Annotated in this window: 17 protein-coding genes; 9 read left to right on the top strand and 8 right to left on the bottom strand. The window is 61.5% G+C overall.

Translation table 11 applies throughout. From position 1 onward, the window contains the following. The first annotated feature begins 17 nt into the window (after window positions 1-17). The 3 genes from Q5H92_RS08565 (at window position 18) to Q5H92_RS08555 (ending at window position 3,185) form a co-directional block, all read left to right on the top strand. The gene (locus Q5H92_RS08565; protein WP_168673662.1) at window positions 18-311 is read left to right on the top strand and encodes a cell division protein ZapA; all 294 of its coding nucleotides are present in this window, start codon (window positions 18-20) and stop codon (window positions 309-311) included. Between the two features lie 156 nt (window positions 312-467). Then, window positions 468-2,132, top strand: a complete 1,665-nt coding sequence (rny, locus tag Q5H92_RS08560; protein WP_440137019.1) for a ribonuclease Y — start codon at window positions 468-470, stop codon at window positions 2,130-2,132. Between the two features lie 258 nt (window positions 2,133-2,390). Next, the gene (locus Q5H92_RS08555) at window positions 2,391-3,185 is read left to right on the top strand and encodes a hypothetical protein (RefSeq protein WP_305011098.1); all 795 of its coding nucleotides are present in this window, start codon (window positions 2,391-2,393) and stop codon (window positions 3,183-3,185) included. 121 nt (window positions 3,186-3,306) lie between these two features. On the opposite strand, the gene Q5H92_RS08550 is transcribed toward Q5H92_RS08555, so the two are convergent. Further along, entirely contained in the window at window positions 3,307-4,386 is a 1,080-nt protein-coding gene (locus tag Q5H92_RS08550; protein WP_305011097.1) for a beta propeller repeat protein, read from the bottom strand. Between the two features lie 61 nt (window positions 4,387-4,447). Here Q5H92_RS08550 and Q5H92_RS08545 point away from each other — a divergent pair, with 61 nt between their 5' ends. The 3 genes from Q5H92_RS08545 to Q5H92_RS08535 all read left to right on the top strand — a co-directional run bounded on the left by Q5H92_RS08545 (window position 4,448) and on the right by Q5H92_RS08535 (window position 7,415). Next, window positions 4,448-5,419 carry an N-acetylmuramoyl-L-alanine amidase gene (locus Q5H92_RS08545; RefSeq protein WP_305011096.1) on the top strand — a complete coding sequence of 324 codons (972 nt, stop codon included), beginning with the start codon at window positions 4,448-4,450 and terminating at the stop codon, window positions 5,417-5,419. A gap of 79 nt (window positions 5,420-5,498) precedes the next feature. After that, window positions 5,499-6,737 carry a pyridoxal phosphate-dependent aminotransferase gene (locus tag Q5H92_RS08540; protein ID WP_305011095.1) on the top strand — a complete coding sequence of 413 codons (1,239 nt, stop codon included), beginning with the start codon at window positions 5,499-5,501 and terminating at the stop codon, window positions 6,735-6,737. Between the two features lie 24 nt (window positions 6,738-6,761). Then, entirely contained in the window at window positions 6,762-7,415 is a 654-nt protein-coding gene (locus tag Q5H92_RS08535; RefSeq protein ID WP_305011094.1) for a cytochrome b/b6 domain-containing protein, read from the top strand. 183 nt (window positions 7,416-7,598) lie between these two features. Here Q5H92_RS08535 and Q5H92_RS08530 read toward each other — a convergent pair whose 3' ends face one another. The 3 genes from Q5H92_RS08530 to Q5H92_RS08520 all read right to left on the bottom strand — a co-directional run bounded on the left by Q5H92_RS08530 (window position 7,599) and on the right by Q5H92_RS08520 (window position 16,089). Next, the gene (locus Q5H92_RS08530; RefSeq protein ID WP_305011093.1) at window positions 7,599-9,962 is read right to left on the bottom strand and encodes a M1 family metallopeptidase; all 2,364 of its coding nucleotides are present in this window, start codon (window positions 9,960-9,962) and stop codon (window positions 7,599-7,601) included. 235 nt (window positions 9,963-10,197) lie between these two features. After that, window positions 10,198-10,791 carry a HupE/UreJ family protein gene (locus Q5H92_RS08525; protein WP_305011092.1) on the bottom strand — a complete coding sequence of 198 codons (594 nt, stop codon included), beginning with the start codon at window positions 10,789-10,791 and terminating at the stop codon, window positions 10,198-10,200. Between the two features lie 132 nt (window positions 10,792-10,923). Next, the gene (locus Q5H92_RS08520) at window positions 10,924-16,089 is read right to left on the bottom strand and encodes a beta strand repeat-containing protein (protein WP_305011091.1); all 5,166 of its coding nucleotides are present in this window, start codon (window positions 16,087-16,089) and stop codon (window positions 10,924-10,926) included. Here Q5H92_RS08520 and Q5H92_RS08515 point away from each other — a divergent pair. Both Q5H92_RS08515 and Q5H92_RS08510 read left to right on the top strand, forming a co-directional pair. Beyond that, a complete protein-coding gene (locus Q5H92_RS08515) occupies window positions 16,088-16,351 on the top strand; it encodes a hypothetical protein (RefSeq protein ID WP_305011090.1) in 264 nt (87 codons plus the stop codon). The genes Q5H92_RS08520 and Q5H92_RS08515 overlap by 2 nt on opposite strands. 96 nt (window positions 16,352-16,447) lie before the next feature. Then, complete coding sequence (locus Q5H92_RS08510; protein WP_305011089.1) at window positions 16,448-16,858, top strand: hypothetical protein; 411 nt, start codon at window positions 16,448-16,450, stop codon at window positions 16,856-16,858. A 311-nt stretch (window positions 16,859-17,169) separates the two neighbouring features. Here Q5H92_RS08510 and Q5H92_RS08505 read toward each other — a convergent pair whose 3' ends face one another. Both Q5H92_RS08505 and Q5H92_RS08500 read right to left on the bottom strand, forming a co-directional pair. Further along, window positions 17,170-17,511, bottom strand: a complete 342-nt coding sequence (locus Q5H92_RS08505; RefSeq protein ID WP_305011088.1) for a DUF5615 family PIN-like protein — start codon at window positions 17,509-17,511, stop codon at window positions 17,170-17,172. 2 nt (window positions 17,512-17,513) lie between these two features. Continuing rightward, window positions 17,514-17,744 carry a DUF433 domain-containing protein gene (locus Q5H92_RS08500; RefSeq protein ID WP_305011087.1) on the bottom strand — a complete coding sequence of 77 codons (231 nt, stop codon included), beginning with the start codon at window positions 17,742-17,744 and terminating at the stop codon, window positions 17,514-17,516. 356 nt (window positions 17,745-18,100) lie between these two features. On the opposite strand from Q5H92_RS08500, the gene Q5H92_RS08495 reads away from it, so the two are divergent. Beyond that, window positions 18,101-18,565, top strand: a complete 465-nt coding sequence (locus tag Q5H92_RS08495) for a hypothetical protein (RefSeq protein ID WP_305011086.1) — start codon at window positions 18,101-18,103, stop codon at window positions 18,563-18,565. 63 nt (window positions 18,566-18,628) lie between these two features. Here Q5H92_RS08495 and clpB read toward each other — a convergent pair whose 3' ends face one another. Further along, window positions 18,629-21,238: an ATP-dependent chaperone ClpB gene (gene clpB / locus Q5H92_RS08490; RefSeq protein WP_305011085.1), complete on the bottom strand. Its 2,610-nt coding sequence runs from the start codon at window positions 21,236-21,238 to the stop codon at window positions 18,629-18,631. 156 nt (window positions 21,239-21,394) lie between these two features. Continuing rightward, window positions 21,395-22,066 (bottom strand): hypothetical protein, encoded by a 672-nt coding sequence (locus Q5H92_RS08485; protein WP_305011084.1) that lies wholly within the window; start codon window positions 22,064-22,066, stop codon window positions 21,395-21,397. Window positions 22,067-22,128 lie beyond the last annotated feature (62 nt).

The raw sequence follows: 22,128 nt of genomic DNA, 5'->3' as shown, positions 1-22,128 counted from the left end.
GCCGTAACTTCCGCCGAATGAGCGAGCTAGCCATCAAAATTCGTATTGCTGACCGGGACTATCCCATGCGCGTGGACGTGCAGGATGAGGAACGGCTGCGCCTGGCCGGACGGCTGCTGGGCGACAAGCTGCGCGAATTCCGGGAAGGCTACGGCATTCAGGACAAGCAGGACTTGCTGGCCATGGTAGCGCTGGCTACGATGGCCGACCAATTGAAAGTGAGCAAGGAAAAGGATGGCACCGATGCGGCGCTGACCGAACGGCTGGCTCGTTTCGACGAGCTGCTTTCAGGCGTGGTGCTGACGGGCTGAGTTAGCCCCGCCCGGCACCCACACACTCGTTGGCCCGGTTGGGCGGCGCGGCAATCGGCCGCTTCCGCCCCGCCCGGGCACTTCTGTTCTACCTGGTTATGGTTTTTCACCCACCCCAAAAACCATAATTACATGTCACCCATCATATTATACTGTTTGCTGACCGCGGTGGTCGCCCTTGTGGCGGGCTACCTGGTGGGCAAGCAGCTGGCCGGCAAAGCTCGGCTCGACCACGAAGGCGAGGCCCAGGCCCGCGCCCAGCAAATCCTCCGCGAGGCCGAGGAGAAGGGCAGCCGCCTCCGCGACGAGAAAATCAAGCAGGCCGATGAGCGCCTAGAGCAGAGCAAGAACAAGTTCAAGAGCCTGCGCAACGAGTTCGACCAGGACAGCAAGCGCCTCAAAACCGAGCTTGACAACGAACTGACCCAGCGCCGCCAGGGCGTGGTAGAGCAGGAACAGAGCATCAAGCTGCTCACCGAAACCACCCAGCGCCAGCTGGAACAGTTGCAGAAGAAAGAGGCCGACCTCGACCGCCAGCGCGAGAAAAACCAGACCGATACCCAGCAGCTACGCGACAAGCTCGAAGCCCAGGCCGAAAAGCGCCGCCTCGACCATGAGGAAACCATGGCCGAATTGGAGAATAAGCAGCGCGAGGCCGATGAGCAGTTGCACTCGGTACAGCGCCAACTCGAAACCATCGCCAACCTGACCGCCGCCGAGGCCCGCGAGCAGCTGGTGGAATCGCTCAAAAACGAGGCCCAGATTCAGGCCAGCTCCTACGTGAAGGACACCGTGGCCCAGGCCAAGCTCACAGCCACTAAGGACGCCAAGAAGATTGTGCTGGAGACGATTCAGCGCACCGCTTCGGAGCACGCCATTGAGAACTGCGTGTCGATTTTCAACATTGAAAGCGACGACGTGAAGGGCAAAATCATCGGCCGCGAGGGCCGCAACATCCGCGCGCTGGAAGCTGCCACGGGCGTCGAAATCATCGTGGACGACACGCCCGAGGCTATCATCATCTCGGGCTTCGACCCGGTGCGACGCGAAATTGCCCGCCTCTCGCTGCATTTACTGGTGAAGGATGGCCGCATTCACCCGGCCCGCGTGGAGGAAATTGTGGCCAAGACCCGCAAGAACATTGAGGAGGAAATCGTCGAGATTGGGGAGAAAACTATCATCGACCTCGGCATTCACGGCCTGCACCCGGAGCTGATTAAGATGGTGGGCCGGATGCGCTTCCGCTCCTCTTACGGCCAGAACCTGCTGCAGCACAGCCGCGAAGTGGCCAACCTCTGCGCCACCATGGCGGCCGAGATGGGCCTCGATGTGAAGAAAGCCAAGCGCGCCGGCCTGCTGCACGACATCGGCAAGGTGAGCACCGAGGAGCCCGAGCTGCCGCACGCCATTCTGGGCATGGAGATGGCCAAGAAGTGGAAAGAGCACCCCGACGTGGTCAACGCCATCGGCGCCCACCACGACGAGATTGAGATGACGGCCATGATTTCGCCGCTCGTGCAGGCCTGCGATGCCATTTCGGGCTCGCGCCCCGGTGCCCGCCGCGAGATGATGGAAAGCTACATCAAGCGCCTCAAGCAGCTGGAAGAAACCGCCAACGGCTTCAAGGGCGTGAATCAGTGCTTCGCCATCCAGGCCGGCCGCGAGCTGCGCGTGATGGTGGACGCCGAGAATGTAACCGACGAGCGCGCCGCCGAACTGAGCTTTGAGATTTCGCAGAAAATCGAGAAGGAGATGCAGTACCCCGGCCAGATTAAAATCACCGTCATCCGGGAGATGCGCGCCGTGGCGTACGCCAAGTAAGCAGTAGCACGGGCTTCGGCTTGCGCCTTTTTGACTGAAACGAAAGAAGCCCTCGTGACGAAAGTTGCGGGGGCTTCTTTCGTTTCAGTAAATTTCAAAAGTCCTTCAACTTTACAAAACGGTTTGGAATTGGTCGAAACAGATACTTTGCGGTCCACTCATTGATTCTTTAAAGTCCTTATTTATCAAATATTAGCTGGCATCATGCCGGACAGGCAACTAGCTTTATTTTCGCTCTTCATCCTTATGCTACTTGCCATGAAACACTTCGACTCCCGCAGCTTCCGAGGCTTAGGATTGGTGCTGTTATCCGGCGCAAGCAGCTGCACACTTTACCAGCCGCTGCTCAACATGCTGCCGGCCGTGCGTAAGCCAGGCCAGGGGGCTGTGGCGCTGAACGGGTCATTTCCCTACGGTGTGCAGGGCACGGCCACTTTATCGCCGCTGCCGCACACCTTGGTTTTCGCCGGCGGCGGCCTGCATGCTTATAACGTCGAACGCGACAGCAGCAACAACTACGCACGTAATCGACAATACGAAGTGGGCATTGGCGGCTACTTCAACGTGAAACAAACGTGGCTGAGCGCGACGGTGGGCGGCGGGCGGGCGCGGGGCTACCGCTACGGCAAGTTTGGGTCGTCTGACTCGGGCGGCGGGTTTGGCATATTGGGGCTGCCCACGGGCGGGAAGGCCCGGTGGACGCCCGTGCCCGAGTTGCTGGGCTACTATAATACCCGCTTCGTTCAGCTTACCGGGTGGTGGCAAGATGCGCGGCATCCGAACCAGGAAATAGGCGCCAGCCTAAGGCTAAATCAGGTGCAATTCACGCAGCTCACGCTCAACGGAGAAGTCCAACCGCTGCCAGCCACACAGCACTATGTGCAACTGGCCATTGTGACCCAGAAACCGCTGTGGCGGCAGCTACGGTGGCAAGCCGCTGCCAGTTGGGACTTCTCGTCGCCTCTCATCCCGGCCAATGCCGCCTTGGCGCGAGCACCGCTGCGGGTCTGGGCAGGGCTGGTGCTGGGGCCACGTCAGGCCAGAGTACAATAGGGCCCGTTTGGAGCGCTATGGTTCGCAGATGCAGCGTCTATCCAAACTTGCGTTCCGCTTTGAAACCTGGAGAAGCCCTCGCAGCGGAAGTTACGGGGGCTTCTCTTATGAGTGAGGCAGTCTATTGCTGCTTCTCAAAAAAGGTTTTTACCGGCCGGGCAAATAGGCCCGAGGTTGTGGCCACGTATACAGTATCGCGCAGGTATTCGATGCCGGTGATGGTGGCGCGCTCCAGCCCGTCGTTCTTTAGCGGGCGCATGGTGTAGCGGGGACCGTTCCAGCGCAACGTGTAGAGGCCGCCCGCGTGCGTGAAAACCAGGCTGTCGCGCACGGTATAGTAACTGGCCAGGGCGAATTGCAATGGCACCCCCGTCGACCGCGTCCAAGTGTCCCCGTTATCCGTCGAAGTCAGCATTTCGTTGTATTCCAAGGGGGCATACACCGTGTTATTCCACTTGTAGAAAGCATCGGCCAACGCGGACGCATAAACCTGCCGGAAGGAGCCGTCCTGCTTAATCTTGAAGATGCCGTCGCTGCCCAGGTTCACCAGGAAATAGTCGTCAATGGCTTCTAAGTTGCGCAGGTAGCCGCCGACAAAAGGCAGCTTCGGGATAACGACTTTGCGGGTGCTGGCCGTGAGGGGTGTTCCCGCGCTGCCCGGCGTCACGGCCGCCAGCAGGAAGGTGTAGGCGCGGTCGGGCCGGGTGTTTTCGTAGGGTGCCAGCAGGTAATTATTCCTGTTGATGGCCATGCACTTCGACAGGCTGAACAGCCGGGTATTGAAGCGGGTGGCGGCGGGGTCGAAGCGGCGAAGGCTGACGTAGAACTGGGAAGTAAGGATGTCGTTGTTGCGGACGATGGTCAGCAGACTATCCATGTCGGGGTACGCGAAAATGTCGCGCCCAATGGGCAGCCGCGCTTCCACGTCGGCCGGGAATGGGCCGGCCGTTGTCACAAGGCCCTTCAGTCCTGCTTGGCTGTTGAAGCGGGTGAAGGCCCGGGGCTGCTGCAAGTAGATGGACTGGCCGTTGCTGCCCGTACTCAGAATCACGCGCGCCAAGCCATACAAGCTCGGCACTTCCGACCAACTGCTTTGCTTGACTACTTCCTTTTCAACAATAATTTCCGTTTCCTTTTTACAGCTGCTCAGCAGCAGGATAGCAGCTAGCAACGGGGCAGCGGAAGCATGCGGGTAGCGCATAAAACCAATGGTAGAAAGTAAAAACTGTAAATTGAGCACCGAAGATAATTCCCCAGCCCCGTTGCGATACCTACCCAAAACCAGCCTGCTTTTAGTAGCCGCACTGCTGGCCGCCTGCGCCGCCCAGCGCAACCCCTACGCCGCCACCAACAAGTCCTACAAAACGCAGGTCAAGGCCTACGCCAAGGCTCTGCGCGCGACTCCCGTGCCCACGCCCGGCGCCGACAGCCTGCTGCAGGGAGCCTACTGGGTGGGTACTACCAATTTCAACCTGCGCAAACCCAACTACGTCATCATCCACCACACGGCGCAGGACTCCACGGCCCAGACGCTCAAGACCTTCACGCTACCGCGCACGCAGGTGAGCGCGCACTACGTGATTGGGCGCGACGGCCGCGTGTTTCACATGCTGAACGACTACCTGCGCGCCTGGCACGGCGGCGCGGCCAAGTGGGGCAACACCACAGACATCAACTCCTCCTCCATCGGCATCGAGCTGGACAACAACGGCACCGAGCCATTTTCGGAGCCGCAGGTGGCCAGCCTGTTGCGCGTGCTGAGCGGGTTGAAAAGAACCTACGGCATCCCCACCGCCAATTTCATCGGCCACGCCGACATCGCCCCCACCCGCAAGAACGACCCCAGCCGCCTCTTCCCCTGGAAGCGGCTGGCCGACAACGGCTTTGGCCTGTGGTACGATGCCGGGCCGCTGCCCAGCCCCTTCGTGGCCGACAGCGCGGCGGCGCTGGCTAGCCGCCTGCTGAACCCGACCGTGACGCTACCCGAAGCCGACCCGGCGGCGCCCACCGTGCCCACCGACAGCACCAAAGTTGACGCCCAGCTGGCGCGCCTCAATAGCCCGATTATCACCTTCAATCCCAAAGATGCATTGCGCATTATTGGCTACGACACCAAGGATTTGCCGGCGGCCATTCGGGCGTTCAAGCTGCATTTCATTCAGCAGAACGTGGGCGGGCCGCTGACGGAGGCCGATAACCGGATTCTGTATAATCTGTATAAGAAGTGCTTGTAGGTGGCCGGTGGCCGCTATATTAGCCGATAGTGGGGTTCGGCGGCTGCGGCCGGGCGGGCCAGGGGTTTAAATTGATTGTATGCCAGAAGTATCCAAGCGCGGGCAGGATATGCCCGTTTCGCCGTTTCGCAAGCTGCTGCCGTTTGCCGAAGCCGCCCGCCAGCAGGGCAAGATTGTCTACCCCTTGAACATTGGCCAGCCCGACGTGCTGACGCCGCCCGAAATGCTCGACGCCGTGCGCCACGCCGACGTGCAGGTGCTGGGCTACGCGCCCGGCGCGGGCACCGATAGCTACCGCCGCAAGCTGGAAAGCTACTACCAGCGCGCCGGCATCCCGGCCCGGTTTGAGGATATCATGGTGACCACGGCGGGCAGCGAGGCCATTCACTTCGCCCTGCTCACCTGCCTCAACCCCGGCGATGAGGTGATTGTGGCCGAGCCGTTCTATGGCACCTACACCGCCTTTGCCATTGCGGCCGGCGTGCATATCGTGGCCGTCACGGCCCACATCGAGGACGGCTTTGCCCTGCCGCCGCTGGCCGATTTTGAGGCGGTAATTACACCCCGCACTCGCGCCATCCTCATCTGCAACCCCAGCAACCCGACGGGCTACGTGTACCGGCGCGACGAGCTGGAGGCGCTGCTGGGCCTGTGCAAGCAGCATGATTTGTACCTGCTTTCCGACGAAGCCTACCGCGAATACTGCTACGACGGCGCCCAGGCTACCAGCGCCCTGAGCCTGGCCGGCGGCGAAAAGCACGTGGTGATGCTCGACACCATCTCGAAGCGCTACAGCGCCTGCGGGGCGCGGGTGGGCGCCCTCGTCACGCGCAACCCCGACGTGTGGCTGGCGGCCTTCCACTTCGGGCAGATGCGCATCTGCCCGCCGGTACTCGAAATGCTGGCCGCCGAAGCCGCCGCCGACCTCCCCGCTTCCTACTTCGACGGCACCCGCGCCGAGTACCAGGCCCGGCGCGACCTCACCGTGGCCCGCCTGCGCGCCATGCCCGGCGTGACCTGCCCCGTGCCCGGCGGCGCCTTCTACGTGGTAGCCCGCCTGCCCGTGGATGATGCCGAGAAGTTCGGCCAATGGCTGCTGGAAGAATTCACCCTTGATAATCAGACGCTGATGCTCTCGCCTGCCAACGGCTTCTACCAGACGCCGGGCCTGGGCCGGCAGGAAGTGCGCCTGGCCTACGTCATTAATCGGACGGATTTGGCGGCAGCCTTCGACTGCCTGGAGCAGGCGTTGCTCGAATACCCGGGCCGCGCCGAACCAGCGTCCGCCGCCTTCGTAGAAGCTGCCACTGCCACTTAGTTTTTAATCTGTTTTTAATTCCGAATGAACACGAGCATTGCCCCCGCCGTCGAAGTACCCACCAAAGACTACCGCGGCACGCTGCGGTTCTGGCACTGGGCCAATGCGCTGCTTATCAGCCTTCAGCTGATGACCATTCTGTTTCAGAAGGTGATTGTGAAGGCCAAAACGGCGGTGCCGGAGCTGCAATCTTCGGGCAAGGAGGTGTCGGTGCCGCAGGCACGGGAGTTGGCCCACATCATCAGCGAGCGGATTTGGGCCTGGCACATCTACTTCGGCTGGGCGCTGGTGGCGCTGTGGGTGCTCCGGCTGGGCTTGCAGCTCACGGGGCCGTCGGAGCTGCGCTTCTCGGACCGGCTCATGGAAATCCTGCGCCGCTACCGCCTGGCCCCGCCCGCCGATAAAAGCAAGGCCGGCAAGATTCTATTTGCCAAAACTACCTATGCGCTGTTCTATCTTTTCATCACCATCATGGTGTGTACTGGGCTGATTCTGGTGTTTGAGGACGTGTCGTGGCTGAAAGGCATTCACCACACCGCCGAGGAAATTCACAACGTGACGATGTACCTCATTATCGGCTTCATCCTCCTGCACGTAGTGGGCGTGGTGTGGGCCGAAATGAAAGAAGACCACGGGCTGATTTCGCGTATGGTGGGCGGCGAGGCGAAAAAGGCGTAACCTCACCCCCAGGCCCCCGGTTCGCTTGAAGCGCTAAGCCTGCGGAGAGGGGGAGTCTATCAAAGCACACAAAAAAGCCTTCGCTGTGTAGCGAAGGCTTTTTTGGCTTTAACCGGCAAATGCCAATACTCTACCGTGGCTCTCCCTCTCTGCAGGGAGGTGGTTGGGATGCAAGGTTATGTTCTACTGCCCGCTGCCCACTGGCTTCTGCTCCAGCTTCTGCATAGGGCTGGTGGTGCGGCTGGTTTGCTGCTGCATGGGATTGGGCGGGGTTTGCGGGCGCTGCTGCTCAAATAGCTCGAAGCGCGAGGCGGCGGGCTGGCGCGGGAAGGCGTTGTTGCTCAAGTCCGTGTCGGCCGTTTGCTGAAAGGGGTCGATGACGAAGCTGATGACGGGCTTTTTGGTCACGACGACTTTGGTGACCTGGGCGTTGTTTTTGCGCCAGATTTCGGCCGGGATGGTCTGGATTTCCTGCGAGTTGTCGGCGTAGGTCATTTGCAGCACGATGGGCATCACTAAGCCGCCCACGTTGCGGAAGCTCAGCTCGTAGAAGTTAGTCTGCGAGTCGTTGAGGCGCTGCTGCTGCTCGGGCGTGAGGCTGCTGAGCATCGCGGTGTAGCGCTGCTGGTCAGCGGGCGTCACGGCCAGCGGGTCGTAGCTGTTGTAGAAGTCCTTGAGCTCAGGCTTCTCGTCCACTAGGGTTTTGGGGATGTCCTGGGCATTGCGCTGGGCTGTGATGGACTGCGGCGCGGCGGCGCGCTGCTGCTGCAGGCGGGCATTTTCCACCTGCGGGTTGAGGGTGCTGGCGTTGTAGGACTTCACCGATTCGAGGGCCATATCGGTGTGCTCGGTGGTGTAGAACCAGCCGCGCCAGAACCAGTCGAGGTCCACGGCCGAGGCGTCTTCCATGGTGCGGAAGAAGTCGGCCGGCGTGGGGTGCTTGTAGGCCCAGCGCTGGGCGTAGGTTTTGAAGGCGTAGTCGAACAGCTCGCGGCCCATCACCGTTTCGCGCAGGATGTTGAGGGCCGTGGCGGGCTTGCCGTAGGCGTTGTTGCCGAACTGCAGGGCCGATTCCGAGTTAATCATAATCGGCGATTGCAGGCTGGCGTCCATGGCCATGTAGGCCGCGATGTTGCGGGGCTCGCCGCGGCGGCTGGGGTAGTTGCGCTCCCACTCCTGCTCGGTCAGGAACTGCACGAAGGAGTTCAGGCCTTCATCCATCCAGCTCCACTGCCGCTCGTCGGAGTTGATAATCATGGGGAAGAAATTGTGGCCCACTTCGTGGATAATCACCGAAATCATCCCGTATTTCACCTGCGCCGAGTACGTACCGTCCTTCTGGGGCCGGCCGCCGTTGAAGCACAGCATCGGATACTCCATGCCGCCCACTGGGCCGTGCACCGAAATGGCCACGGGGTAGGCGTAGGGAATCGTGAATTTCGAGTAGGTTTTGATGGTGTGGGCCACCACCTGCGTCGAGTACTGGCCCCACAGCGGGTTGCCCTCCTTAGGGTAGTAGCTCATGCACATCACGGGCTTGCCGTCCTGCTTAATCTGCATGGCGTCCCAGATGAACTTGCGCGAACTAGCCCAGGCGAAGTCGCGCACGTTGCGGGCCACGTAGGTCCAGGTTTTGGTGCCGGTGGCGCGGCCGGCCTCAGCCTTCACGGCTTCGTCCTGGTTCACCATGAGCACGGGCTTGGTAGCAGTTTTGGCCTGCTCCCAGCGCTTCATTTGCGTAGCGCTGAGCACCTGCGCCGCGTTTTGCAGCGTGCCGGTGGCGCCCACCACGTGGTCGGCCGGCGCGGTGATGCTCACCTTATAGTCGCCGAAAGGCAGCGTGAATTCGCCATTACCCAGAAACTGCTTGTGCTGCCAGCCTTGGTTGTCGGAATACACGGCCATGCGCGGGTAAAACTGCGCGATTTCGTAGAGGTAGTTCTTGTCCTGCGGAAAGTACTCGTAGCCGCTGCGGCCGTTGATTTTCGACTGGTCGTTGATGTTGTAGTGCCACTTCACATTGAAGGACACCGACTGGCGGGGCTGCAGCGGCGCGGGCAAATCCACACGCATCATCGTGTGGTTGGTCACGGTGTGCAGGGCCTTACCGTCCTTGCCGGTCACGCTCTCGATTTTGAAGCCGCCGTCGAAGTCCGACAACATCCCCTCCAAGCCCTGAAACGACATTTTATCCTGCAGCTGGCCCACCTGCGTGGCCGTCGTGATGGAGTTTTTGTCGAAGATGTTCTGGTCGAGTTGCACCCAGAGGTAGGGCAGCGCGTCGGGCGAGAGGTTGGTGTAGGTGATGGTTTCGCGGCCGGTGATGGCCTGCTTGGCATCGTCGAGGGTGACTTTGATGTCGTAGTCGGCGCGCTGCTGCCAGTAGTCGGGGCCGGGCGCGCCGCTGGCGGTGCGGTAGGAGTTGGGCGTGGGCAGCATCGTTTCGAGCTGCGCGAATTTGTCGGTGCCCGAATTGGTGGTTTGGGCGGCGGCCGGGAGTTGGCCCGCCACCGCCAGTACCAGCCCGGCTAATAGAAAACGACGCATGGATAAAGCGTTAGTGGAAAATCAGAAAAAGCGAAAGCTGAGAAAGTCGCTAAAGTTACGCCAGGGTTGCGGCAGTACAGATGAAACGGCAGGCTGGACAATGAACGGTTATGCTGAGCGCAGCCGAAGCATCTCTACCGCGCAACGCAATCCATTCGCTTGAATTTACTATTGCGGTAGAGATGCTTCTGCTGCGCTCAGCATGACCGTTCTTCTTTCCAATGCCCCTCCTCCCCTACGGCCACAGCTGCTGCACCAGCAGCACTGTGGCAATACCCAGCGCCGCACCGCTAGTGGTCAGCAGCCAGTCGCGCCGAGCCACGAGCAGGCTGCCCAGCAGCACTGCCCCCAGCAGCAGAATGGCGCTTACAATCAGAATCTGGCCTAGTTCCACGCCCACGTTGAAAGCGAACAGCTCCTCCACGGGCCGGCTGGTGGCGCCCAGCAGCCCTCGCAGGTAGCTGGAAAACCCCAGCCCGTGAATCAGGCCAAAGCCCAGCGCCAGCGCATTGGGCGCGGCCGCAAACATGGGCGCGCGCCGGGTAATGAGCCGCCCCGCGCCGCGCATGTTCAGCAGCGCGGTTATGATGATGGTAACCGGAATCAGGGCCTCAATAAAGGCCGACTTAAAGCTCACCACGCCCAGCGTGGCCAGCGCCAGCGTGAGCGAGTGCCCCACCGTGAAGCTCGTGACCAGGGCCAGCACCCGCCGCCAGTCGTTCAGCACGTAGGGCGCGCACAGCGCCAGCAGGAACGTGAGGTGGTCGGCCGCCCGTGGCGTGCAGATGTGCAGAAAGCCGAGCTGCAGATACGTCTGGAAAACGGACATGGCGCAAAGCTACGGCGAAGCTCAGGAAGCCTTTGCGGCGGTCCTGCTACGCCGCCTGGCACATAAAAAAAGCCCCGGCCAAGCTGGCCGGGGCTTTTTCAGTAGCGCGAACTGAAAGCTCGCGCTACGGCGCTATTGCTTCACCACGCGGCGTGTATCCAGGCCGCCTTCGGTCTTCACCCGCAGGATGTAGACGCCCATGGCCAGTTGCGTGAGGTCAACTGCTTGCGAAGTAGTCCCATTTGAAGCCGGCACGTTGGTAGTGTACACCACCTGGCCCAGGGCGTTAAGCACGGTCAGCTCGGCCGACTGGCGGTAGCCGCTCAGCTCCACGGTGAAGCGGCCGTCGGGCGTGGGGTTGGGGTACACACTCAGGGAAGTGCCGGTCAATGCCTTCACGCTCGATGTCACCACCAGCGGGTTCGACGGGAGCGAAACGCAGCCGTTGGCGTTGGTGGTGGTCACGGTGTAGGAGCCCAGCTGCGAGGGCAGGCCGGTGAGCACCAGGGTCTGGCCAGTGGCGCCGGTCACGGGGCCGCTGCCCAGGTACCACTGGTTGCCGGTGGTGGCGCTGGAGGTGAGCGTAGTGGTCGAGCCGTTGTAGGCCACCGAGATGGTGGGCGTGGCCGGGCGCGGGTTCACCGTGAAGGTCGTGGTGGCCGTGGCCGCCGCGCAACCGCCGGCGGCAGCCACGGTGTTGGTCACGGTATAGGTGCCCGCCGTCGAGGTCGAGAGCGTGATGGCGCCGGTGGTGGCATTAATCGTCAGGCCCGTGGTCGAGGAGAACGTGCCGGCCGTGGCACCGGTGCCCAGCGTGGGCGTCACGGCCGAGGCCGAGCCCACGCAGCCGGCTGCGGTGGCGTAGCTGAACGTGGCCAGCGGGGCGGCCGTGATGGTCACCGAGGTCGTGGCCGTAGTAGCGGCGCAGCCGCCGGCGGCGGCCACCGTGTTGGTCACGGTGTAAGTGCCGGGCGTGGAGGAGCTGAGCGTAATCGCGCCGGTGGTGGCGTTAATCGTCAGGCCCGTGGTCGAAGTGAACGTGCCAGCCGTGGCGCCGGTGCCGAGGGTCACGGCTGGTGCCGTGGTGCCGCTAACGCAGAACGTGGGCGTACCCGTGCCGTAGCTGAAGGCGGCTACCGGCGCGGCGCTAATGGTCACCGAAGCCGTGGCCGTAGTGGCGGCGCAGCCACCGGCGGCAGCCACCGTGTTGGTGACGGTATAGGTGCCGGGCGTGGAGCTCGAAAGCGTGATGGCACCCGTCGTAGCATTAAGCGTCAGGCCCGTGGTCGAAGTGAACGTGCCAGCCGTGCTGGTCGTCGGCACTACGGCCGTTGGGTTAGTGCCCGACACGCAGTAAGTAGCGTTGGCATACGAGAACGTGGCCACCGGAGCCGCCGTGATGGTTACTGAGGCCGTGGCCGTTGAGGGGCAGGTACCGCCCACGCTGTAAGTCACGGTGTAAGTACCGGGCGTCGAAGAGGCCAGGGTGATGGCACCGGTGGTGGCGTTAATGCTCAGGCCCGTGCCCGACGAAGTGAACGTGCCGCCGGCCGTGCCCGTCACCGTGGCGGTGGGGTTGGCGGTGCCGCTTACGCAGTACGTGGCGCCCGGGTAGCTGAACGTGGCCGTGGTGGCCGGGTTCACCGTCACGGTGGTAACGGCCGAAGTGGCCTGGCAGGTGGCGGCGTTGGTCACCACCACGGTGTAGGAGCCGCTGGCCGTGGCCGTGAACGTGTTCGTGGCCGAGGCCGCGCCCAGGCTGGTGGGGCCGTTGAAGAACTGGTACGTGTTGCCCGTGCCGGCCGGGGCCGTGAGCACCACCGAGCCGCCCGCACAGAACGTCGTTGGCGTCGTCGTCGTCAGCGTGGCCGTCGGGGCCGCGTTGATGGTGACGCTCGTCGTGGCCGTAGCCGCCGCGCAGCCGCCCGAGGCGGCAATGGTATTGGTCACGGTGTAGGTGCCCGCCGTGCTGGTGGCCAGGTTGATGGCGCCCGTCGTGGCGTTAATCACCAGGCCCGTGCCCGAAGCCGAGAAGCTGCCGCCGCTAGCGCCCGTGGCAAAGGCCGGCGTGGGGTTGGTGCCGCCCACGCAATAAGCCGGGCTGGCGTACGAGAAGCCGGCCAGCGGCGCGCTGGTCACCGTCACGGTGGCCGTGGCCGAGCTGGGGCAGGCCCCGCCCACGCTGTAGGTCACGGTGTAGGTGCCCAGGGTCGACGCGCTCAGGTTGATGGCGCCGGTGGTGGCGTTGATGCTCAGGCCCGAAGCGGAGCTGAACGTGCCGCCGACCGTGCCCGTCACCGTGGGCGTGGGATTGGTGCCGCTGGCGCAATACGTGGTGCCGCTGTAGCTGAACGTGGCCGTGGTGGCCGGGTTCACCGTCACGGTGGTAACGGCCGAAGTGGCCTGGCAGGTGGCGGCGTTGGTCACCACCACGGTGTAGGAGCCGCTGGCCGTGGCCGTGAACGTGTTCGTGGCCGAGGCCGCGCCCAGGCTGGTGGGGCCGTTGAAGAACTGGTACGTGTTGCCCGTGCCGGCCGGGGCCGTGAGCACCACCGAGCCGCCCGCACAGAACGTCGTTGGCGTCGTCGTCGTCAGCGTGGCCGTCGGGGCCGGGTTCACGGTCACGGTCACCGGGGTCGAGAACACCGTGCGGTTGTCGGCCGTCAGAATTACGGCGCGGAAGGTGGTGGTGGCCGTCAGGTTAGTAAAGGCGTAGGTGGCGCCGGTGTTTGTGCCGGGTACGTCCACGAAGCCCGAGCCGCTGTCGGCCTGGTATTTCACAATGGTACCCACGTTGTTGGCCAGCGTGAGGGTGCCCGAGTTGGTGCCCGCGCACACGGCCGCCGTTGGGCCCGTCAGCGTGCCGCCTTCGGTGTTGGCCAGCACGAAGTAGTCGTTACCGGGAACCAGGTCCAGGGTCGACACCAGGCCCGTGGTGGGCGTGGTGGCCGCCGCGCCGCCGATGGAAGCGTAGGCGCCCGCTGCCGTAGGGGCCTGCGCCACCACGGCCGTGGCGGCGTTGCCCAGCACGTCGTCGGCGCCGTAGCTGAGCTGCACGCGGGCCGTGGCCGGCAGGTTGGCCGTGTTTTCGAGGCGCACGTAGCGCGTAGGGTTCAGGTTGGTGACGGGCGAAACGCCCGTGCCGCCCGTGGCGCCGTTGATAACCGTGGCGGTGAAGGTTTGGTCGGCACTGGTCGTAATGCCCGTTACCACCACCGGCCGGAAGCCGGCGGCATCACCTACGGCAAACAGGCGCGATACCGCCGTGGCGCTGTTGACAGTGGCCCCCAAAGGTCCTTTCACGTAGGCCGTGGCCGAGCCCGCCGGCATCACCGTAGTGGCCACGCCGCTGATGAGCCGGTTGCCGGCCGAAGTCGTCACAATGCCCGCGAGCAGGCTGATAGAGCTGCTCGCCGTGGAGGGGCCCACTACGGTCAGGTCGCCGCCAGCCACCGTGATGCCCTGCGGGTTGTTGAAGTCGGCGTAGTAGAGGATGCGCGAAGACGGCACTTCCACGCCCGTGGTGCGCGCCGCCAGTTCGGGGTTGTAAATCAGGTACAAGCCGCTGGTCGACAGGTCGAAGGTCGGAGCCACATCGAAGCTGCCGGCCGAGGAAGTGGGGCTGGCGATGCCAAAAGAAATGACGGCCAACGCTGTCGTCGTGCTTTGCACCGTCAGGTTGTTGGCCCCGATGACGTTGCCGCGGAACATGGCCACGTTGCGCACGATGATGGGCAGGCCCACCGTCACGCCCGAGCCGCTGTTCTGAAAAGTTAGCTGCACCAAGGGGCTGGTCACGGTGCCCGTGCCGCCAATGGTCTGGGCCGTGCTGCCCTGGAAGTAGAGGCGGCTGCCGGTGGCAGTCCCCGTCAGGGTGCCATTAACGCTAATGGTGGGGCCCAGCTGGAGCAGAATGGTGCCGTTCAGGTTCAGCGTGGTAGTGGGGTTAATCAGCACCGTGCCAAACGGGTTGGTCTGGCCGGCGAGCAGTGCGCTTTTCGGGTTGGTGGTGTTGTCGATGGTCAGGTTGGGCATATTGCCCCGCACCCGGAAGTCGAAGTTGGTGGCCGTGGCGGCGGTGCCCACGTTCACGGTGCCGCCCGTGAAGGTGTAGGTGCCCGCCACGTAGTAGTCGAGCGGCGTGGTGGCGGTGCTGCGCTGCACCAGGTTAATGTTGCCCCCCGAAATGGTGGTGGTCCCGTTCACGCCGAACGAGGGCGTGCCCGAGGTGTTGCCCACTGTGCTCACGTTGAGCGTGCCCGCGCTCATGGTGAAAGTCATGGCCGCCGCCGAGGTGGCGCTGGTGAAGCTCGTGAAGCGGCCCACCGTGGTCAGGGTGCCGCCCTCCTGGGTGTACACCGAGCCGGTGCTGAAGTTGATGGAGTTACCGATGCTGCTGCCCACGTTGTAGGTGCCCGCCGAAACGCGCAGCAGGCCATTCACCGTAGGCGAGCCCGTCTGGGCGGCCACCGTGAAGTTGGGGTTGTTCAGCCAGAAGCCGCCGGTGGCCGGAATGAAGTACGACGCGGCGTTGCTGAACACGCGGTTGCTGGCCGTGTTGGTGCCCGAGATTTTAAACGTCCCGGTCATGTCGTCCACGGTGTTCGTGGTGATGCGCGTCGAGAGAAAGCCGTCGGTGATAGTGGCGCTGCCTTTTACCGTGAAAGAAGGCAGGTTCATTTCTACCACGTCGGCGCGCACGGATTTGGCCAGCGACACGGTCTGCAAATCCGTAGTGCCCGTACCCGAGAACGTGGCGTTGCCCGCGCCGGTAAAGCGCAGGTCCGAGCCGATGGTGCTGCTCGCGCTCAGGTCGAGCGTGCCGTTGTTGGTCACGTTGCCGCCCACTTGCAGCACGTAAGCCGTCGTGGCCGAGTTCAGCAGCGAGCCCGCGCTGGCCACCGTCAGCGAGGCGCAGGCCGCCGCCACGTCCAGCGTCACGGTGGCGCCACCCACGATGGTCACGTCGTCGGTGGCCGTGGGCACCACGCCGCCCACCCAGGTGGCCGGGGCGCTCCAGATGCCCCCGGCGGCCGTCGAACTGATGGCGGCCAGGCTCTTGTGGGCCGCCTGGCTTTTGCTGGGTTGCGCCGGGGTGGGCACCGCCGGCAAGGGCTGCGGGATGGCAACTTCAGCAAAGGCGGGCCGCACCAGGGCGCGGTGTTGGGCCTGAGCGCCCAGGGTGAGGAGGCCAAGGGCCGCCGCCAGGAAGGGCCGCCAGGGGCGGGCGGCCGATAACGTCTGCCGCGCCACGAGGGAGCCTGGCGACATACCAGCAAAGGGTAGGTTTTGCTTCATGAAAAAAGTTGGTGGAAAAATAAAATCAGGAACAAACGATTGCGGGTTCCGGCCCGACCGGGCCGGAATTGTCACGGAAAAAGCAGCCGGGAATCCTCCCCTGCTTGCCTGCGCTCAGGCAATGCAGAAAGCGCGCACCAAAAGGCAATACAATAATAGACCAAACCCCGGCAACGAGGGTGATTCTTGGAGCTTTCCTGTTTTGTCGGCAGACGGCCGTTTCGGCAAACGCATCCGGAAAATCGACCGGAGGCGAAGCTAAAAAATGAGTAGCGCCGCCTAGCTTTGTTGCAAATCATGTCCTTTTTCCAATCTCCATAAAACCGCGGCAAACCGCGTCGTCTTCCCTGCTTTACCCATGAAAAAAATGCTACTGAACGCCGGCCTTCTCTTGAGCATTGGCTTCCGGGCCCACGCCCAGCAGCCCGCCGGCCCGGAAGCCATGCACGTGCATGCCGACACCGTGCGGGCCGTGCATCGGCTGTTTGGCCAGCACCGCACGGGCGGCTACATCTGGTCGGCTATCGGGGCTGCTTTCGCGGTTCGCATCGCCACAGCCGCCGCCAGCTCCGATTCCGGGGCCTCGGGCGGGGGCATTGCTACGGGCGTGGCGGTGTTTGGCGGGGTGCCTGCCGCCATTGGCGTGGGCAAGCTGGTCCGGTTTAGCGGCGGCCGCGAGGAAACCGTCATTCAGGCTTACGAGCAAGGCAAGGCCCTGCCGCGCTACGTGGTGAAAAGGTTGAAACGTCAGAAATATTTCGCGCAGTAGGTTGTGGTGCTCCGAGCGGTTCCTGCGCGCCTGTTCGCTGGCATCCCGGTGTCAACAATGGAGTAGCACCGCTTTCGCCTCAAACGCCGGACTGATGTGGGTCAGCCCGGCGTTTTTTCGTTCGGTATTATTCGCTGAGTGTTCTTGTTTATCTCCCAATCCCGTGAGTGACAGCTTCGCCAAAACTCGCGCCGGATTGGGGTAAATGAACTGCCAAAATTGCGCAGGATTTGGGTGGAGAATATCCAACTGTGCACTACCCCCCCCCGCCACCGTGGCCGCCGCGGCCACGGTGGCGGGCGTTGCTCGCGTTACGGCAGGCGAAGCTGCAAGAAGCCAAACTCCGTCTGTTCACCTAAAAACGCTTCTATCTGTGGCAACCGGGCCAGCAGAGACTCGGCCAGCTTCGCCACTGGTACTTGCGCGTTTTGTACGGCCACCACGCGCGGCGGGAAGCCTTCGGCTAGCACCAGCCGCAGGAAGTCTTCGTCTTTGGTAATGACATCGTAGCCGTGCTGCCTGGTGTAGCGCCAGATGCTGGTGTCGGGACTGTTATCTAACTGACTATCCCGAACGTGCAGGACCACCGCGCAATGCGGGCGTAGGTACGCCGCGAGGCGCCAGGAAATATTTTCATCCAGCAGCAGGCGCATAATCAAGCTGCCAACAGCACCACGCTTTCTTTGTAAGCCGCGTAGAGCAGGCAAGCGCGAACCTGCGCCGGGCCAATGGCCGGAAAGTCCTCCTGAATATCGGCCGCGCTCATGTCGTTGGCCAGCATTTCCAGCACTTCGGCTACGGTCGTGCGCGTGCCCTTCACCACTGGCTTGCCAAAGCGCACCTGCGGGTTCAGTTCAATGTAGGCGGTGATAGTGGCGGTGTCCATAAGCGGCGAGGGTAGCTGAGTTACCAAAAATACGCAGGATTGGGAAGAAGGCGCACAACTATCTACCTACGCCCCGCCGCCGGGGCCGCCGCGGCCAGGGTAGTGGGAGTTTCTCGCAGGCGTGCGCTGACGCAAGGACGGTTGCGGAACTGCATAGGAAATCAACATACTTTTGGCTTTCCGGGACTTTTCACATCCATAAAATTCAGTAAAAACGACTGCAAACATTGCGTTTACTATGCAGAAATAAATAATACAACCTTCCCAAAAAGGGCATTAAGCATTGCTCGACTTAGTTGTTCTACGTTTGCTGACACACTTACTTCGCTCCATCGACTGCCCGATAAAGCCTTGCTATGAAATTCGCCATTGTAATCGTGCTGCTGTTTACCATAACCGCAAATGCGCAAAAAGCCAGCACCAATGTAGATTCAGCTAAAATCGTAATTGCGCCAGTGCAATTCACTCATGCTGATACGGTTCGCGCTTTGCACAATCTATTTAAGAATAAACGCAGCACAGGCGGCTGGCTGGCTTACGGCAGTGCCGCCTTTGCTGGAATGGCTGCACTTGGGGAAGCTATTGAAGGCCCCCAGCCTGGTAGTCTTCACTTCGGGGTGGGGGGAGTCATTATACTCTGCGCCGTTGGTAGCGCTCATGCTTGGGTACCGGGTACAATTTCGCTAATTCGATTCACAAAAAAGCGAGAGCAAATAGCAATGGCTGAATTTGAAAGCACAAAGCAAATCCCCAATAATCTACGCAAGAAATTAAAAAGAAGGTTTTTCAATACGAACTATCGATTCAGCAAACCCAACTGATATAAACAAAAAGCCCCGCCAGCACGACGCTGACGGGGCCTTTCCATTCACAACCAACCGGAATTACACCGCCGGCATCTCCACGTTCTCGAACTTCACCGCGCCGTCTTCCAGCACGGCTTCTACCACGGCGTCTTTCGTGACGCGGCCCGAGAGGATGTCTTTCGACAGCTCGTTCAGAATCACGCGCTGGAGCACGCGCTTGAGCGGCCGGGCGCCGAACTGCGGGTCGAAGCCGGATTCGCCCAGGTAGTCGAGCACTTCGTTGGTGGCTTCGAGCTGGATGCCGGCTTCGGCCAGGCGCTGCTGGATTTGCTTGAACTGGATGTCGACGATGCGGCGGATTTCCTTGCGCTTGAGGGGCTGGAACATCACGATTTCGTCGATGCGGTTCAGGAACTCGGGGCGCATGTGCTGCTTGAGGCGCTCCACCACTTCGTCGCGGGTGCGGTCGACTACCTCCTCGTGGTTGAACTCGTTGAGGTCCTTGAAGTTCTTCTGGATGATGTCGGCCCCGGTGTTCGAGGTCATGATGATGATGGTGTTCTTGAAGTTCGCCACCCGGCCTTTGTTGTCGGTGAGGCGGCCGTCGTCGAGCACTTGCAGCAGGATGTTGAACACGTCGGGGTGCGCTTTCTCGATTTCATCGAGCAGCACCACCGAGTAGGGCTTGCGGCGCACGGCCTCTGTGAGCTGCCCGCCCTCGTCGTAGCCCACGTAGCCGGGAGGCGCGCCGATGAGGCGCGAGGTAGCGTGGCGCTCCTGATACTCGCTCATGTCGATGCGGACCATCGCATTCTCATCATTGAACAAATACTCGGCTAAGGCCTTGGCCAGCTCGGTTTTGCCCACACCAGTGGTGCCCAGGAAAATGAACGAGCCGATGGGCCGCTTAGGGTCTTGCAGGCCGGCGCGGGAGCGGCGCACGGCATCGGAAATGGCCGCGATGGCCTCCGCCTGCCCGGCCACGCGCTTGCCCAGCTCGGCTTCGAGGTTCAGCAGCTTCTCGCGGTCCGATTGCAGCATTTTGCTCACCGGGATGCCCGTCCACTTGGCCACCACTTCAGCGATGGACTCGCTGGTCACGACTTCCTGGAGCATGGCGCCGCCGTCTTTGTTGGCGTTGGCTTCGTCCTGCAGGGCTTTCAGCTTGGCTTCGGCTTCCTGAATCTTGCCGTAGCGCAGCTCGGCCACGCGGGCGTAATCGCCCTGGCGCTCGGCTTGCTCGGCTTCCAGCTTGAATTGCTCGATGGCCTCCTTCTGGGTTTGGATGCCGGTGAGGACGCCTTTTTCGCTTTCCCAGCGGGCTTTCAGGGTGTCGCGGCGGTCGTTCAGCTCGGCCAGTTCCTTGCTAAGAATGGCTTCGCGGTCGCGGTTGTCTTCGCGGCGGATTGCTTCGCGCTCAATTTCGAGCTGCATGATGCGGCGCTGGATTTCGTCGAGCTCCACGGGCATGGAATTCAGCTCGATGCGGAGCTTGGCGGCGGCCTCGTCCATGAGGTCGATGGCCTTGTCGGGCAGGAACCGGTCGGTGATGTAGCGGGCGCTCAGCTCCACGGCCGCAATCACGGCGTCGTCGGTGATGCGCACGCCGTGGTGCAGCTCGTACTTTTCCTTGATGCCGCGCATGATGCTGATGGCGTCCTCAATAGTGGGCTCGTCCACCATCACGGCCTGGAAACGGCGTTCGAGGGCCTTGTCCTTCTCGATGTACTTCTGGTATTCCTTGAGCGTGGTGGCCCCGATGGCGTGCAGCTCGCCGCGCGCCAGGGCGGGCTTGAGCAGGTTGGCGGCGTCCATGGCGCCCTCGCCCCCGCCGCCGGCCCCGATGAGGGTGTGCATCTCGTCAATGAAGAGCACAATCTGGCCGTCGGAGTCGGTCACTTCCTTGATGACGGCCTTGAGGCGCTCCTCAAACTCGCCCTTGTACTTGGCCCCGGCCACGAGCAGGCCCATGTCGAGGCTCATGATGACTTTGTCGCGCAGGTTTTCGGGCACGTCACCGGCCACGATGCGCTGGGCCAGGCCCTCCACGATGGCGGTTTTGCCCACGCCGGGCTCGCCGAGCAGCACGGGGTTGTTTTTGGTGCGGCGCGAGAGGATTTGCAGCACGCGGCGGATTTCCTCGTCGCGGCCAATCACGGGGTCCATCTTGCCGGCGCGCACCTGCTCGTTGAGGTTGCGGGCGTAGCGGTTCAGGCTCTGATACTGGTCTTCGGCGCTCTGGCTCGTGACTTTGCGCCCGCCGCGCAGCTCCTTGATGGCGGCCTTCAAGTCCTTGTCGTTGAAGCCCGTGTCTTTGAGCAGCGTGGCCACGGCATCGCGGCCGCCGAGGATGCCCAGCAGCAGGTGCTCGACGGACACGAATTCATCGCCCATGTCCTTCATGGCCGCGTTGGCGCGCTGCACGGCGGCGGCCGCGTCGTTGGCGAAGTAGGGCGAGCCGCCGCTCACCTTGGGGTAGGCGGCCACAATGGCATCGAGCCGCGGCGTGAGGATGTTGAGGTTGGCGCCCAGCTTGTTGGCCAGAAACGAGAAGACGCTTTCGTCGCTCTGGAAGAGGCCCTTCAGCAAATGGCCCGTTTCGACGGCCTGCTGCTGGTTGCCCCCGGCTATTTCGGTGGCCTTCTGCACGGCCTCCTGTGCCTTGATGGTGAAGTTTTTAAAGTCCATGTTGGTTAGTTTCTGGGTAGGAACTTCGGGTCAGGAAGTTTGTACGCAGGGACTAGCAAATGGGGTGCGAGAGTGGGTTTTCGGACTTTTTGGCGGAAAAATGCAAATTGCAGTATAATCACACCGACATTTTTTCAGCACAAACCTTCGCTATTTTTATAAGTCGTTAATGAGCGGATAGAGCTTATCAATTTCACTCGTCGAAAAGGTCCTATTCATATAGCCCTCTGCGGCGAACTTATAATTCACATAAATGGCTGGGTTATCCGGCTTACTGTCGTAGACGCTAAACGCAGTATAGCATACTTCAATACAGTATGGGTCTCTACGCTGAATTTCAACAGCTTTATTCAGGTAGTGAGCATACTTTCTCCATTTGCCTTTTAATTCATCCGATGGAATAGCATCATCCTGTATCGGAGCAACGCTGTACAAGTAGGGATTAGCTGTTTCAAATAAGTCGGGGACTGGATTTGCAAATAATTCATAGGAATTGCTCTTTCTCATCATCTGATAATAACTAATTCCACGCCCCTTGAGTCTTTCCATCAAAACCTGCTTTTCATCATCAAGCATTTTCAAGCCAAAATAAATCGATTTTACAGCACGGTAATCATAATGTTGTTTTCCAAAATTATCAGCAATTAGCCTCGACTCATTTTCGTAATTCCATATAGTTGGCTTTGTGCCAATAATCTTTTGTAGAAACTCATTTCCTCCCTTTTTTCTGATTACCATAAGGTCTTCCATCTGAATTTTAGCAGGAGCATCAGAATATTTTACATCTATTGAAAAATGCTTTCCAAAAGAATTTGTACGCTTCCCCATTCGGTAAGCCAGTCGTTAGCAGAGGCTAAGCGACTTGTTTAAATTCGGTGGGGGTCATAAAA

Origin of the sequence: Hymenobacter mellowenesis (assembly GCF_030581005.1) — a bacterium.
In the GTDB taxonomy this organism is placed as follows: domain Bacteria; phylum Bacteroidota; class Bacteroidia; order Cytophagales; family Hymenobacteraceae; genus Hymenobacter; species Hymenobacter mellowenesis.
This window is presented reverse-complemented; position numbering and strand designations above follow the sequence as displayed.

What these genes read in the sequence shown, in the direction of transcription:
- Q5H92_RS08550 (WP_305011097.1), bottom strand. Translation starts at nt 4,386, where the DNA reads ATGCGCTACCCGCATGCTTCCGCTGCCCCGTTGCTAGCTGCTATCCTG.
- Q5H92_RS08555 (WP_305011098.1), top strand. Translation starts at nt 2,391, where the DNA reads ATGAAACACTTCGACTCCCGCAGCTTCCGAGGCTTAGGATTGGTGCTG.
- Q5H92_RS08565 (WP_168673662.1), top strand. Translation starts at nt 18, where the DNA reads ATGAGCGAGCTAGCCATCAAAATTCGTATTGCTGACCGGGACTATCCC.
- Q5H92_RS08495 (WP_305011086.1), top strand. Translation starts at nt 18,101, where the DNA reads ATGAAATTCGCCATTGTAATCGTGCTGCTGTTTACCATAACCGCAAAT.
- Q5H92_RS08485 (WP_305011084.1), bottom strand. Translation starts at nt 22,066, where the DNA reads ATGGGGAAGCGTACAAATTCTTTTGGAAAGCATTTTTCAATAGATGTA.
- clpB (WP_305011085.1), bottom strand. Translation starts at nt 21,238, where the DNA reads ATGGACTTTAAAAACTTCACCATCAAGGCACAGGAGGCCGTGCAGAAG.
- Q5H92_RS08500 (WP_305011087.1), bottom strand. Translation starts at nt 17,744, where the DNA reads ATGGACACCGCCACTATCACCGCCTACATTGAACTGAACCCGCAGGTG.
- Q5H92_RS08530 (WP_305011093.1), bottom strand. Translation starts at nt 9,962, where the DNA reads ATGCGTCGTTTTCTATTAGCCGGGCTGGTACTGGCGGTGGCGGGCCAA.
- Q5H92_RS08535 (WP_305011094.1), top strand. Translation starts at nt 6,762, where the DNA reads ATGAACACGAGCATTGCCCCCGCCGTCGAAGTACCCACCAAAGACTAC.
- Q5H92_RS08515 (WP_305011090.1), top strand. Translation starts at nt 16,088, where the DNA reads ATGAAAAAAGTTGGTGGAAAAATAAAATCAGGAACAAACGATTGCGGG.
- Q5H92_RS08505 (WP_305011088.1), bottom strand. Translation starts at nt 17,511, where the DNA reads ATGCGCCTGCTGCTGGATGAAAATATTTCCTGGCGCCTCGCGGCGTAC.
- Q5H92_RS08540 (WP_305011095.1), top strand. Translation starts at nt 5,499, where the DNA reads ATGCCAGAAGTATCCAAGCGCGGGCAGGATATGCCCGTTTCGCCGTTT.
- Q5H92_RS08520 (WP_305011091.1), bottom strand. Translation starts at nt 16,089, where the DNA reads ATGAAGCAAAACCTACCCTTTGCTGGTATGTCGCCAGGCTCCCTCGTG.
- Q5H92_RS08510 (WP_305011089.1), top strand. Translation starts at nt 16,448, where the DNA reads ATGAAAAAAATGCTACTGAACGCCGGCCTTCTCTTGAGCATTGGCTTC.
- Q5H92_RS08525 (WP_305011092.1), bottom strand. Translation starts at nt 10,791, where the DNA reads ATGTCCGTTTTCCAGACGTATCTGCAGCTCGGCTTTCTGCACATCTGC.